The organism is Rhodococcus qingshengii JCM 15477 (genome assembly GCF_023221595.1).
Lineage (GTDB): Bacteria > Actinomycetota > Actinomycetes > Mycobacteriales > Mycobacteriaceae > Rhodococcus_F > Rhodococcus_F qingshengii.
Genome location: NZ_CP096563.1, coordinates 1373970 through 1388676, shown reverse-complemented (window position 1 = coordinate 1388676; position 14707 = coordinate 1373970). Strand labels below are relative to the sequence as shown.

Here is a 14707-nt window from a genome sequence, read left to right as displayed (position 1 = left end):
GTCATTGGCCAGCCGTCGGCAGGTGGCATGGCACAGCCAGGGAGCCGAGTAGGCGTTCCCTCTGGGACGCGACGGCCTCGATGCGTGAATCGATCAGGCGCCAGTAAGTGGCTGGATCGTCTCGTATCGATTCCACCGCGTCGAGAACGCGAGTTGCCGAAGTCCGTCGGGCATCGAGAACGTACTGTTCCAACCCCAGATCATGAAATGCTCCCCATGATTTTCGTTCGTAGCCCAGGTGCACACTCGGCTTTCCGGCGAGCAATGCAGACAACGATCCATGCAGGCGTGTACTGACAACGACGCGATTCTCCGCGCTCTCCAGATAGTGCTGCAATGGCTTTGGGGTTCCCGAGGAGTATTTGACGGTGAGTGGAGTGTCATTGTTTCCGCCACCGGTGGACTGAATCGCCCATACAACATGATCTGACCGAGCCAAGTCGGACAGAGTGTTCTCGTAGGATCCAGGGCGGGACAGCTCACGTGCCACGACTACCGGGCCATGCGTGATCTCGATAGTACGAGGTGTACGGACCTCCGCCATCTTGAGAACCGCCAGATCCGAGATTCGTTCGACATTGGTCAGGTCGGCGAACAATTCCCGTGATCGATCGTCACGAACGAGCACCTGATCCATCGCCTTCAGCGAACTCGCGATACGCCGACGGAGAATGTTCGGGAACGGACCGATACTCTGCGGCAGATAGATCTTACGCGCACGACTTCGTGCGGCAAGATCGAGTTGACCGAAATGCGCCCCCGCAGTTTTCAGGGCCTCGGAAACGGACGAACCCCGAAGGTATCCGCCCCCGACAGCGACTATCAAATCCGCTTGCTCGAACAGTATCCTGACAGGTGCCGGCCCGCCGGTGACGGTACTGGCCAGCATGGAAACACGTACGGATGCCTTCTTTTTCGGGTTCGGAATCCATGCCGACGTCCACTGATGAAACTTGACATGATCCGCCATCGGATGGTGACGGAACGATTCGGCATCAGTGGCAATCACGTCGACGACAGAATCCGGCCACACCGATCTCAGCAATTCGAGTGTTTCCTCCACCAGCAACCGGTCGCCGGAGTTTTGAGCACTGTATGCGTGAATGACCAGGATGCGCGGGTGGTCACGACTGTATTCGGGCAACGATCTCACTCCTGGTCGTCATGGTTCGGGACGCCTGCAAACCCATTGAATAGGCGAAATCTCGGTACTCGTCACTCGATACGACGCCGAGGGCGGACCGAAGGCTGGCCGCGCCGGTAAATGTGAGCACCGGCCCGGAGGTTCGCAGATCCTCGAATGCAGGTAGATCGGCAGCAACAACCGGCCGGCCGCGCGCCCACGCCTCCCATACGAACACAGGGTTGAGTTCGTTTCGGCTGGGCATAAATGCCGCGTCTGACCAATCCAGATAGGGCACAACGTCATCGACGCGTCCTACTAGTTCCACCGTATGCGAAGAAGACTTCGTACTGCCGAACCGCCGTTTCAGGTCTTCTTCTTCCGGTCCTGATCCCAAGATCTTTATTTCACACGGAATCTCGATATCTGACAGCAGTTCGGGAATACGATCGAAGCCCTTCTGCTTGGATAGACGGCCACAGGCCAGGAGCCGTAGCGGTGCCCCCGAAGATTCACGACGAATGGTTTCTCTCGAGTCAACTCGGATCAAGTTCGGCTCGTAAACAAGCCGAGCGTGCGGTCCGTAGCGTCGCTGACGAATCTGACTCACGGCTGATTCCGAAGGCGCGGTGATCAGCTTTGCGTGCCGAAGTGCTTTGCGAACGAGCATGTTCTCGACCAGGGAGAAAACGCCAGTTTCATCCGCACTCGGCAACTGATGGAAGGTCGCAATCAGCTCACCCGGAAGACGTTTGAGCAAACTCGAAACGCCGAGTGCGACATGGCTACCCCTCATCAGTGAATAGACCACATCCGAATGCTGTAGATGTGTTGCTATGGCTCGACTGGCTCCGACCAGTCCGCAAGGACTCCTTGGATAGTCGAGCATGACGAACTCGTCTGCGAGGTCCGCAACCTCGTTGAAGTCTCGGCATCCTGCAAACAAAGTGACCACGGTCGTATGTGTGTCGGTAAGCCCGCGCAATAACCCGCACAATGACTTCTGTGCACCCCCACCTTCCAACCAGGGCGCCACAACAAGCAACGACTTCAACTTTGGCGGTTCCGACACAAACTTCTCCTGGTCAATTTGCTCCATCACTTCCCAACATCGCCTTGAGCACCTTCGCGACGATCGTGTTCTCGCTCGTCATCGACCAGTTGTCGACGTACGAAAGATCAAGGGGAGCTATGCCTTTCCACCGAGAACATCACGAACTGAAGTCGGTCCCGAATCCGCATTCACGTCTCAGTACGCACCGTCGCTGGCCAACACCGCTTTCAACGTTTTGCCGACGATCAATACATCACCCATCAGCGACCAGTTGTCGACGTACGAAAGGTCCAGTCGTACAGTCTCTTCCCAAGAAAGGTCCGATCGTCCACTGACCTGCCACAATCCTGTAATCCCCGGCTTGACAAGAAGTCGGCGACTGACAGTTCCGTCGTAGGCCTCGACCTCGCGGCGAAGCGGAGGCCTGGGGCCGACCACGCTCATCTCGCGCCGAAGAACATTGACGAACTGTGGCAGCTCGTCAATCGAGTAACGGCGCAAGAAGCGCCCGACCGGTGTAACGCGCGGGTCGTCGCGCATCTTGAAGAGCACACCGGCGCCGTCGTTCTGGGCCATCAACGACTCCACCTGTGAGTCTGCGTTCTGGACCATCGAACGGAACTTCAGCATCGGGAATGGTTTGCCGTCCAGTCCCATTCGCTCCGCTCGATACAACACCGGGCCCGGGCTCGAGAGCTTGACCGCCAGAGCCGCGGCCAGGAGAACAGGTGCAATTGCTGCCAGTAACAATGACGCGAAAATTACGTCGAACGACGATTTCGCAAAGCGTTGCGCACCATGATATTTCGGTCGCTCGACGCGTATCAAAGGCTGACCGGCCACCGGCCGCATCGACAGGCGCGGCCCCGACACGTCGACGATACTTGGCGCAACGACCAGATCTACGTCCCGCGATTCCAGATCCCAGGCAAGTGCACGGATGCCATCCGAGCCGAGATGTTCGGTTGCCGTCACGGCAACGGTGTCTGCGCCGACAAGTTCCAGCGCTTCGACTACCGATGTCTCACCACCGAGGAGCGGTATGTCACGCCCGTCGACTGCGATGGACTCGTCCGCGCGCCGAAGGAACCCCGGCACACACACTCCCACCACGCGGAAACCGTCTGCGCTACCCCGCTCGAAGTTTCGTGCAAGTTCAGCGCCGGCATCCTTGCTGCCCACCACCAGTACCGATGTGAGGCACTCACCGCGAGTACGCCTTCGCACGATCACCCCACGCCAGAGCCAACGGCTCACCAGTAGCGCGAGAAGGCCGACAGGGAACGCGAATGCGAGGTAGAGCCGGGCGATATCGAGACGAAGCAGAAGGCTTACTATCGCAATGACGCCGAACAATCTCATCGCGGACACCAGGATTCGCCGATACTCCTCAGGACCGCTTCCGATCACACTCGCAGATCTGGTCCTGAATATCTGCAACGTCGCCAGCCACGCGATCACCACGCCGATCGACAAACCGGTGTAGCTGAACTGCCCGAGCTCCCGAGCGTCGACGGCGGTCGGCGCGGCGCCGAATCGAAGCCACTGCGCAGCCGAAACCGCCGCTACGACAATCAGCGAATCCGTCACTGCCAGAGCACGTATGTATCGATGCTGCCACGCAGCACGCGAGGAAAACTCCGCACGGGAGTCCGGCACGATGCGCGGACGCCGATACCCGAGCGACGGCGCCATGGACATGTCCAATGCCGACATCTGACCAACCTTCCCGTTTGCGAGCCGCCAGGCCCCGACCGTTCTTCGGAATTTCCCGTTTGCACCCGAATGCTTCAGGCACAGCTAAAGATGGAGAAGAGCAAATGTTCCGCTTAGGTATCGGCAACATTGCAACTCGATAATCCGGAGGCATTGCACGTGCCGCGTGAGTACTATGAGAACATCTCCAAGGCCGGAGTTCAATTCGAATAATGTTGCAGGTCAAGACTCTAAGCGGCAATTTTTCTTCCCAGCACACACCCAAAGAATGTTGGACGATCGTTCACGTTCAATCGTCGCAATGTCACGGTGCCATTTACGCTGCAGTTACCCTTTAGTAGCTATAGTTCAGCTATTGAGTGAATCCGCGGAATCGTCGAGGGCTTAGGTCCCGACGACTGCAATAGCTCACAAAGCGGACATTGCCTCTCACTGCTGACCACAGTTCTTTCGCATGGGTAACTGGACCCGAATCCACGCAACCGAGAACCGTCCCTGCACGCCGGGGACCTATGTCCCCGTAGGTCGAATCCGCCGGACCTGATTGAACTTTCTGCAATCCGCAAGTGAATTGCCCTTCGATATGGAGTAATTCGGCAGACCCGAAATCTCGTCATGCCATCCGGCCAACCCAGACCCGCACTGGGTACCGAAAAAAAGATTTCAAACTTCCCACTATGTGAGATGTGAGCATGTGGGACGTTCCGGCCGGCCTGCTCGGAGACTGGCGCTTCGACGTGGCGAGGGCGATATGTCTCGATCAAGTAATGTCTGCATATGGCGCCGGACCGATGGCGATGGTCGGCAGTCCCTAGCGGTGCGCAGCCTCGAATCGCACGCAGATGTCGGGTAGCAAGCGAATGGAACTGGAAATGTTGAAGATTCGTGAGATCCGCTCCGAGTCCGGGATCATTCCTCGACTCGCAGTGCGGTGGTTGATGATCGCGCTCGCCACGATCTTTGCATTTTGGCCCACCTGGACCAAGCTTTGGCAGAGCACGGCCAGCGGAACTGCCATCGGCTACGTCTTCGCTCTACCGCTCTTGTGCCTGGTTGCAGCCGTCGGAACAGACTTGAGGCGCGGCCCGGAGCTTCCGATTCACGACCGTGAGACCGACAAGATAGTCGGCTGCATCGGTCTCTTCGTCGCGTTGGGACTTCAAGCGCTCCTGCTACCGCGTTTCGCCGAGACCTACGAACTGATGCATATCGACGTCATTGCAGCGTGGGTATTCGTCTGGAGCGCAGCGGTTCTGATGTTCGGCCTCCGTCCGGTCAATCGGTACTGGGCAATCTGGGTGGTCCCGATCATCTTGGCGCCGCTGCATTACCGCGCCATCGCAACCGAATTGGGCGGGACTCGTTTCGACTACAGCGTCCTCATGGTGCTTGTCGCGTCTGCCGCGACCACGATCGCCGTCAGTAGAACGTGGAGGCGAGGGGCGATCGCCTTCGTCGCCGCAACGCTGCTCGGTGTGGTGATTCTCTACATCACGATTCAGAAGTATCCCACTGCTCCGCTTTTCGCCGTGCAGTTGTTTCCCGCACTCGGAACCGCAATCGTCGTCGGCGGCGCCTTCTATCTGTACGAACGCCGGGGTAAGTCGCTCAAACCGTTCGACCGACCACTCCGAAAGCCTTCGACAGCCACAAGCAATTGGACCATCCTCGCGGTGTTTGCCGCCGCAGTGCTGATGTTCTTCACACCGTTGCCATCGACAAGTTTGACCGTCAACGTCGGTCCGCCCCCGGCTACTGCGGATCCTCGACTTGTCGTTCCACTGGGCTGGCATCAGATTGGAGCATCCGAATACGACTGGCCCCGTCGCTACTTCGGCAGCACCTCCGAGCTGAGTCGTCAGACCATTCGGGCCGACACTCCGAATCCCGCTTGGGACTCACAGATGCGGCCTCGCACGGTACAGATTGACGTCGTCCAGGTCCGTCGACCCTCCACGCTCGCCGTGTATCCCAGCAAGACCACCTACGACCTGGAGAACGCGAGAGTCAGCCCGACGGTCACGCTGGAGCTGCCGCACGGGATCGTCGCCGAGATGTACACGATCGTCGACGACGCTCTCCTTCTCACATGGAGCAATCTCAATTTCGTCTGGACGCGGGGCGACGGAGCCGCGCAACGAGTCAGCCTGATCAGCGTCGACAATCACGAACCCGACGCCTACTTCCCCGAACCGAAGCCGTCGATGGCGTCCAACGGTAGCAATACCCTCGCCGTTCTACTGCGTGGTGAAACCTCGACCGAAGACACCGAATCCGAGTACAAGGACCTGGACATGCTCGAAGCACTCGCTCGACTACTCGTGGAGGCTCAGACGTGGTGAACGAAAACCGAAGCCAGTCCAACAGTGTCGTGGTCAGCGGTGACCCGGATACAGCGGAGTACCGCGAGGCCGCCCTGCACGATGCAGTGAACGGTCTACGCGAGCGCCATCCGATCTCATCCGCCTCCGTGGCCTTCTATCCGTGGCAGCGAAATACGTTGTTGGCAGGCTTTGCGCTGGTCGTCGTCAGCCTCGTGTTCTTCCTCGTCCCGACTCTCATCGCGCTGACATTGATCTGCACCATTGGATACATCTGGGCGATGGTCGACCGTCTGATCTTGTTCACGAGGGGTCTCGATGCGTCCTCGATCATGACGATCAGTGACGAAGAGGCACTTGCTCTTTCATACGACGACCTTCCCACCTATACCATTCTGGTCCCCGCATACAACGAGCCTGAAGTCGTCGGCGACCTCATCGCAGCCATGCGAGCGATCGAGTATCCGGCAGACAAGATGCAAGTCCTTCTCCTACTGGAGGAAGACGACGCCGTCACTATCGAAGCTGCACTTGCCGCCGGTGTGGACGAGGTCGTCAGCATTCTGAAGGTGCCCGCGGCCGATCCACGAACCAAACCGAAAGCATGCAACTACGGTCTGCATTTCTCGACGGGCGAGATCGTCACGATCTACGACGCCGAGGATTCCCCCGACCCACTCCAATTACGTCGAGTAGTCGCAACTTTCGCGAAACTTCCCGAGAACACTGCTTGTGTTCAGGCCAAACTTGCATTCCACAACGGAACTCAGAACCTGTTGACCGCGTGGTTCACCGCCGATTACGCGCTGTGGTTCAGCTTCATCCTTCCTGGATTGATGCGGAGCAATTCACCGATTCCTCTCGGCGGCACCTCGAATCACCTACGCCGTAGCGTCCTCGACGAGATCGGGGCGTGGGATCCTTTCAATGTCACGGAGGATGCGGACCTCGGCGTGCGGATTGCAGAGAGCGGATATCGCACCGCGGTCTTGAATTCCACCACGCTCGAAGAAGCCAACAGTGACACGATCAACTGGATCAGACAGCGCTCGCGTTGGTACAAGGGCTATTTGCAGACGTGGCTCGTCCACATGCGCCAACCCGTCAAATTATGGCGAGGATTGGGTCCGATCGGCTTTCTCCGATTCACGATTCTCATGGCCGGCACACCTTTGGTCGCCACTTTGAACATGGTGTTCTGGCTCATCAGTCTGGACTGGATTCTCGGACAACCTGAAGTGATCCACCAGGTCTTCCCCAACTATGTCTATTTCCCCGCGTTGATCTCTCTGGCATTCGGTAATGCCGCTGTTCTCTACATGAACCTCGTGGCGTGCCGAGAAACGCGAAACGCGATGCTCCTCCTCGCCTGTCTGACTGCTCCGTTGTATTGGGTGCTGATGAGCATCGCGGCGATCAAGGGGACCTACCAATTGATTCGCAACCCGTCCTACTGGGAAAAAACCTTCCACGGTCTGAACACGTGACAACGCAACCCTCACGTTCTACACAGGTGTGAGTTATGTCTACTGATCCGCCTCACCCACAATTTCACCCGATTTCGGGTTTCACCGGAAAACGCACAGCTAGATGGTTGCGGTAAACACACAATCCAGTCACAAAACTTAACTACCGGTACGCGAGAACTGCGGTGATTGGTTGCCGAATGATCACAGATCAGCCGTCGAGCGCCTTACGTGTCGAGACGGCGCTGGCTTACCGCGCAGCACTCAGGCACTATGACCGGTATGAGCGGTTTTTCGGAATGGGTGAAGCATCAACTGGAACTTCGCCAAGAAACTGACGTAGCCGATGCTGCGCGTGCGCTGGGAATACGCCCCTCCGAACTCGGTCGGTGGCTGTCCGCGAAACGCCCCCCCACGCAGGACACGATCAGAACTGCTTGCCGCGTCTTCGACGTCCACGTCCAGGAAATTCTTGTCGCGGCGGGCTACATGACACCTGACGAGTCGGGTCTGGACGACAAGCCGATTTCGCTGTCGTCGCTCAGCACGCAAGATCTCCTCGATGAGCTGGCGAGACGCTCCGCGTCGCATAGCCTTGCAAGTCAGTAGGTCAGCTGCGGATCCGGCTGATCCAATCGTTCCTTGAGCCAGACTCGCAACTCCGGTCCGTACTCGGTGCGACTGAGCGCATGGTCGAGAGATGCTCGCAGAAAGCCTCCCGGGTTACCAAGATCGTGGCGGGTTCCGTGATGGACGACGACGTGAACCGGATGCCCCTCCGCGATCAACAGCGCTATCGCATCCGTCAGTTGTAGTTCGCCACCCTGCCCGGGTGAGATTCGTCTGAGCGCGTCGAACACGGCGCGATCGAGAAGGTATCGTCCGGCCGCGGCGAGAGTGGACGGAGCATCCTCAGGAGCCGGCTTCTCGACCATGCCGATGACGGCAAGCACATCGGGATCGCTGCCCTCCACAGGTGTTTGGACGTCGAATACTCCGTAGGCCCCAACACGATCGGGCGCGACGTCGAACGCGCACAGCACAGAACCACCACGCTCGGCACGTACCTTCGCCATCGCGTCGAGAATGCCGCAGGGGTGGACCAGATCGTCGGGAAGCAGCACCGCGAACGAGTCCTCGTCCGCATCCAGCACCGATTCGACCAGACCGACAGCGTGTCCCAATCCCAGCGGAGACTCTTGCACAACCGGCTCCACCGAGATCAGGCCCGGAGCCCGACGCACACGTTCGAGTAGATGGTGCTTCCCGCTGGCGGCGAGCTTGCCCTCGAGCACCAGGTCCTCGACGAAATGCCCGACGACCGATGCCTTGCCCGGCGCAGTGACGATCACCAGACGTTCCGCGCCTGCTTGCGCCGCTTCGCTGGCGACCAGCTCGATCCCGGGTGTATCGACCACGGGGAGCAACTCTTTCGGAACCGTCTTGGTGGCCGGGAGGAAACGAGTCCCCATTCCGGCAGCCGGAACCACAGCAGTCTTGAAAGGCCGTTCAGCGCACCCAGTCATCGTTCACCTCTCCGCTCACGCGATGTTTCACACACTTACCGTTACGCGCATGCAGCGGTCGTCCCCTCATTTCGACGACCGAAGCTCACACCGCATGTACAGCCTGCGCACAAGGTCTACCGGGCGGCCGATGCCGCCGCAAGTTGACTCGAACTCGGAATTCGTTGCGCGCGAGAGCTACACACCACCCCTCGATGTCACTTCCACGAGGGGCGCGCCGCACTCCGCGCACTACCCGTTACCGCGGCGAACGGTTGTGATCGTATTTCGACGTTGACCACGGCGGGACGTAGCAACTGACCAAAGAGACAGGTACGACACAACTTCCGAACTCAGCGCCTCAACCGGACCGTCCCCAGCCGACCCGGACGTAGGTCCTGGAGGCGTCGCATCGATGGTCCCGTGCGACTTCACCAGCCTTCAAGTTCGGTTATCCACAGGTGAATGCCACTGAATACCATTGAATACGAACGAAATACGATCATCACGCCGCAACACCAGGTTCAGGTTGTTATCAAATCGTGACCATACTCCCACTGGGCGGAACTCCCAGTGGACTACTCGCAGTGTCCTAACTTGCCAGTGAAGCAATCACGTCGAAGAGTGGATCGTCAGGCCCGATATCCATCGTGCATTCGTTCGGCCGTGGATCCGGCACGAATGCCCACAGGAGAGCTCCGGCCGTACCGGCCACCTTCTGCCCCGTCAGCTTCGTCTCGATATTCGTGGCTCTGGTCGCCAGTGATTCACAACTGCCTGCCAATTCGCCTGTCTCGGCGACCAACAACGGCTTCCCGACGTTCGCGGCCTGTTCGATGCGACGCGCCAGTCCGTTCCACTGGTCGCCCGGAAGCGGAACCCCGTCTGCTCCGTAGTCGTGATACTGCAGAACGTCGACGAAGTCGGACTCGCTCACGTATTGGTAGTCGTCACCCGCAGTGCCGCACTGACCGCCCCCGACGTATCCGGCCGTGATCAGGATGTTCGGATCGATCGCCCGAAGTTCGGCGCCTGCCGTGTCGAAGAACTCCCGCAACACCTGCGCGGAATCAGACGGGCACGTTCTTGTCCACCAATTGCAGGCGGCATCGGTACACAGGCTCGGTTCCGGCTCCCCCACCAATTCCCACGCCGCGACGGAAGGCTCGTTCTTCCAACGGTCGACGGCGGTGTGCATCCAGTCCTGGAAGCTCATGGTGGCTCGACCTGGGATCAGGTTCGCGACCTTCCACTCTTCGGTGTACCAGTCCTTGGATTTGAACAGCCCGTCATCACACCCGCTGTCCTGGGGTGAGAGCACCGGAATCGTGAACTGGTTGTGTCGCGCCGCAGCGTCGAACACCGCGTCCATCGGGCCGAAATCCATCTCCCCGGACACCTTGTTCACCGCGAGCGCCTGGAACGCGTTGAAACGCGTGACGGAGTTCGGTGGCAGAGAACTGAAGTAGGCATCGAGATCGACCATGGCGCCACAGCCGAAGTTCACCGACCAATCAGTGGCCAGTTGATAAGCATTCAGCCCGGTAGGCCACCATGGTTGTCCGTCGAGCGTCAGTCCGCTCGACGACGCTCCCACCCGAACCGTCTTGGGCGAATCGGCAACCACCGGCGTCGTGAACATTCCTGTCACCACCGCGACGGTTGCGAAGCTGACTACAGCGGCAGCGATGCGGCGACGCACTGTGCCACGCACACGCGGACGCACTTCTTCAGAAGACATCTACAACCATCCACGTCATACGGACAATCCTCCCACACGAATTGCCTCATCGACCCGTTTGCCGTTCACCGGTGACGCGATACAAACGCCAGGCCGAAGGGTCCATGCCGCCGTCGTTGGGAACCTCGAGTACCAGCGCTCCCACACCGCCGGCCCCGGTGTCGTACATCGTCGGATAGCGCCGATTGACCGCGTCCGACACACCGCGACCGGTGTTCGGCACCGACAGGATGTATTCGACGTGATGTTCGGCGGGGTTGTTCAGTACGCGCACGAAGTCCGCATCGGAAGGCACGACGAATTGCCGAGGGTTGTTCGACGACGCCACGACGGCATAGCTCTGCACGGTGTCGAGCAGAACCGACCCCTCCGGCAGAGCCAAGTCGTCCAGGTATCTGGCGATGCGACGCTCGGCCGCAAACGTGCGCAGATTCGTCTGCTCCTCCAGGTTCTGCCGGCCCGGAATGATCGCACTGGCAATGGAATGCTCGAGCACTGCGATCCGCGCATTACCCATCGCGACAAACGTGACCAGCGTCGACCCGACCAGCAAGCACAGAGAGATCACAAGGGGCAGAGAGGGTCCCGACTGCTCGGGGTACGTCGATACCGAACGTGACGCAGCAGCCCCCGGTCGACGCGTGACGACCGGCGCACCTCGAGGTGCGATCAGGACGACCAACACGAAACACAGCGGAATGATCGAAATGTAGAAGCGCAGAAGGGGAAACGTCGATCCCATCACGTAGAGCAAGGTTTGGGCACCGAGGATGGCGCCGAACAACACAAGAGGCACGACCACTTCGGTGTCGCGCCGCCGAAGTGCGTAGATGATTGCAAGGACCGCGAGCACCGGGAGCGCCGGGCCGAGTACGGCCATTTCGGTAATCGAGAACGCAAGACGGGCGATCGGTGAGTCGGTTCCGGCACCAGCCTGCTCCAGGATGGAACTGTTCCCGTAGACCGACGAGAACTGTTGGAACGCTTGACCTGTGATGAGCCAACTGGCAAACGACCACAAGGCGAAGGCAAGGAATCCCGGCATCAGCACTACGGCACCGTCGAGGGCTGCTGCCCAGAGCCGCAAGCCAGGCCCCGCGCCCTCGCCGCGCTCCTCAGCAGTCGGGCGGAAACGAAGCCAACTCACCACGGTCACCAGCACCACCGCGACGAACAGCGGGGCCAATGCGTCGTATCTGGTGAGGTACGCCAGAGCGAAAGCGAGGCCGGCACCGATGAGGTCGTGTACGTCGTCGCTTCGCATCCACCGAATCAATCGACGTGTCGCCCACAGAACGAAGAAGAGGAACGGAGCTTCGCTCATTCCGCTCGCCGCGTACATGACGATCATCGGGTTGACAGCGAACAGCACGGTCAGGACGACGGTGACCCATCGCGCACACCCACGGTCGCGGCTGATCCCACGTACCTGAATCACAGCACCAGCCATGAAGGCCGCGGACATCACGACCGCAGTGATGTTCCACCGCAGCAGATCCGGCCACCAATGACCCATCAGGCCCATCGGAATCTGGACTGCCGCCGTCAACGGGGTGAACACGAACCCGATCGCCGCGAAGTGCGGATCACGGCTGAGCAGCATCGCCGACACCGCGGCGACGCGGCTGAGCGAATCGGTGAAGATGAACCCGATACCCGCGTTCATCCACACGCCCAACGCGGTGTAGATCGCGAAGAGCGCGACGAACATCCGCCATGGCTTGCGGCCCGGTAGATCGTGGACCGCGACGGACAGGCCCGGGCGATCGGTGACGGTCACTGTCCGCGACGCCGAGCCACGAGCACACCACCGACGGCAACAGCGATCAGAACCACGGTCCCGAATCCGATCCAGCCGATCGTGACCGCGCTCAGTCCGGTCTCCTCTTCGGCCGAGGTCGCGGTGCCCAACGGGGCGACGTTGACTCCGACATCGAAGGGCTCACTTCCCCGAGGCGCGACCAGGAGATCGCCGGTCAGTTCTGCGAACCGGTCCTTCCCACCTTCCAACCAGTTGAGCAGACCGTCGGCATCGGCCGCATCACCCTCAGAGGTCAGCGCCACCACTTCGTTGTGCGAACCCGAAACCACCTGCAAGGCACCGTATTGTCCACCGAATTCCAGACCCTGCAAGCGCAGGAGCCCTTGATCTGCTGTGTCCATGGGTAGAGCCACCGGAGTGGGAAGCTTCCCGTCCGCCGCGATCAACAACGCCGGCAGCGAACTGGTCGCCGCGTCGCCGAACGGGAGCACACGCGGTTGCAGCGGCAGATAGCTCAACCGCTGCATCGCCACAACGAGGCGCTGCGCGCGAACGAGATCTGCGAAATCACCGTGACTCAAACCGACATCGAGTGTGGGCAGCATCGACTGCGGTAATGCCTGGAATCCTCCAGGCGTCGGCGGGAATCCGGTAGTGGACGTGATGGTGCTTGCCGGATCGACAGTGAGCGAAGACGGGCTACTGGTGCCGCATTGGAAGTCGCCGGTCACATCCATCGAGACCTCGAAGGTCAGGTCACGACGCAGGAGTTCGTTCGGAACATCGACGCCGATGTCGAAGCGCCCTGTCTCGTTCACCGTCTGCGAAGCAAGCCGTGAGTCCCCCAGCGAAATCGACAGTTCTCCGTTGCGTGAATTCGGCAGCGGTACATAGGAACCGATCATTCGGATCGACACGTCCTTCATCGGACGCCCCAGTTGCGACTGGCTGAACGGGACGTCGACCTCGATGTGATTGAGACCGGAAGCCGTCAACGTTCCGAGCTTCAGCTCACCGACGGTGATGGCGTCCTGGGAAATCTGGGCAACTGTGTTGTCCGGTGACGCGAGCGCCCTGCTCGCCGCCCAGTAACCGTCGAAGTTCGCCGCCAACAGACTGACCTGAGGAACGAGGGTCTTGTCGTCCCCTGAAATTCGCAGCACTGGTGCAGCACTCGGAGCAGCCGCGAGATCGATGCCGGCGTCCCCACTGTTGCCGAGCACTACAGCTCTCTCGAAAAGTCCCGGCTCAGCGGACGGCAGACTCTGGCCGTTCGGCAGTTGCTCCACCACCACGGCGTCAGGCTGACTTCCGTACTTGTTGACAATCGCTGCACTCAGCTGCAGAGCCGCACTCTGCTGTGACCGTGACGAACCATCCGTGACGTAGATGGTTGCCTTCCTCAAAATCGGCGGAAAGAAGGTTGCAACAGTCGTGGGCTGCTGCTCGGCACCGTCGTAGGCGACAAAGGCATCCCGGAGCGCAAGGGGCTGGTATCTCGTTCGGTCGTAGCAGCGGTCGTCGACGGGAACGAGGTGAGCGATCATCGACACGGTCACGCTCCGGTCGACCACTTCGAGACCTTGCAACGGAACCGAAATCGGTAGGCCGGTTCCGGCCTGCCCGGCGTCGAAGTCGACGCGGCTCACCAATCTGCCGTCCGCAGTCACTTCGAGCCAACCCCTACTGAAGTCGGTCGGGGCGGTCAGGATTCCGGTCACGGCTGTTGCGGTGAGTCCGTCCGGCACCGGCACGGTCACCAAGACGGGTGCGTCATCGGAGGAGAACACGATGTCTGTTCCTCGTCCGAGTTCGGTGAAGGAGATCGGAGTTGTGGCTGCGGCGGCCACCGAAGTATCTGCGTCGTCCTCGAAATCCTGGGCGGAGGCGACACTCCCGAGCGGAAGCAACAAAGTGACCGCGACAGCCACCGGCATTGCCAGCGCGCGCGTCAGCCAGGTTCGAGAGTGGCCCATCAGCGTGTCTCCTCGACATTTCTTGTTTCCGCGCAATCACCAA

At 59.9% G+C, this 14707-nt stretch carries 10 protein-coding genes; 3 read left to right on the top strand and 7 right to left on the bottom strand.

Going from position 1 to position 14707, the window contains the following annotated elements; genetic code table 11:
* Position 1: 1 nt before the first annotated feature.
* The 3 genes from M0639_RS06415 to M0639_RS06405 form a co-directional block, all read right to left on the bottom strand.
* Positions 2-1153, bottom strand: coding sequence for a polysaccharide pyruvyl transferase family protein (locus tag M0639_RS06415; RefSeq protein WP_228232491.1), 1152 nt, complete (start codon positions 1151-1153; stop codon positions 2-4).
* Positions 1125-2222 (bottom strand): glycosyltransferase family 4 protein, encoded by a 1098-nt coding sequence (locus M0639_RS06410; RefSeq protein ID WP_064074615.1) that lies wholly within the window; start codon positions 2220-2222, stop codon positions 1125-1127. Before M0639_RS06410 ends, M0639_RS06415 begins: the two co-directional genes overlap by 29 nt.
* Before the next feature lie 150 nt (positions 2223-2372).
* Complete coding sequence (locus M0639_RS06405; RefSeq protein WP_007726602.1) at positions 2373-3893, bottom strand: sugar transferase; 1521 nt, start codon at positions 3891-3893, stop codon at positions 2373-2375.
* Between the two features lie 872 nt (positions 3894-4765).
* Here M0639_RS06405 and M0639_RS06400 point away from each other — a divergent pair.
* The 3 genes from M0639_RS06400 (at position 4766) to M0639_RS06390 (ending at position 8289) form a co-directional block, all read left to right on the top strand.
* Positions 4766-6235 carry a hypothetical protein gene (locus M0639_RS06400; protein ID WP_231915219.1) on the top strand — a complete coding sequence of 490 codons (1470 nt, stop codon included), beginning with the start codon at positions 4766-4768 and terminating at the stop codon, positions 6233-6235.
* Positions 6229-7701, top strand: coding sequence for a glycosyltransferase (locus M0639_RS06395; RefSeq protein ID WP_003943718.1), 1473 nt, complete (start codon positions 6229-6231; stop codon positions 7699-7701). Before M0639_RS06400 ends, M0639_RS06395 begins: the two co-directional genes overlap by 7 nt.
* 261 nt (positions 7702-7962) lie before the next feature.
* Complete coding sequence (locus M0639_RS06390) at positions 7963-8289, top strand: helix-turn-helix domain-containing protein (RefSeq protein ID WP_228232489.1); 327 nt, start codon at positions 7963-7965, stop codon at positions 8287-8289.
* Here M0639_RS06390 and M0639_RS06385 read toward each other — a convergent pair.
* The 4 genes from M0639_RS06385 to M0639_RS06370 all read right to left on the bottom strand — a co-directional run bounded on the left by M0639_RS06385 (position 8283) and on the right by M0639_RS06370 (position 14664).
* The gene (locus tag M0639_RS06385; RefSeq protein ID WP_007726597.1) at positions 8283-9206 is read right to left on the bottom strand and encodes a UTP--glucose-1-phosphate uridylyltransferase; all 924 of its coding nucleotides are present in this window, start codon (positions 9204-9206) and stop codon (positions 8283-8285) included. The two genes, M0639_RS06390 and M0639_RS06385, sit on opposite strands and share 7 nt — an antisense overlap.
* Positions 9207-9777: 571 nt before the next feature.
* The gene (locus tag M0639_RS06380; protein ID WP_064074613.1) at positions 9778-10926 is read right to left on the bottom strand and encodes a cellulase family glycosylhydrolase; all 1149 of its coding nucleotides are present in this window, start codon (positions 10924-10926) and stop codon (positions 9778-9780) included.
* 46 nt (positions 10927-10972) lie between these two features.
* On the bottom strand, positions 10973-12706 hold the full coding sequence (locus tag M0639_RS06375) for an ArnT family glycosyltransferase (RefSeq protein ID WP_058038945.1): 1734 nt from the start codon (positions 12704-12706) through the stop codon (positions 10973-10975).
* Positions 12703-14664 (bottom strand): hypothetical protein, encoded by a 1962-nt coding sequence (locus M0639_RS06370; RefSeq protein ID WP_064074612.1) that lies wholly within the window; start codon positions 14662-14664, stop codon positions 12703-12705. Before M0639_RS06370 ends, M0639_RS06375 begins: the two co-directional genes overlap by 4 nt.
* Between the last annotated feature and the right edge of the window lie 43 nt (positions 14665-14707).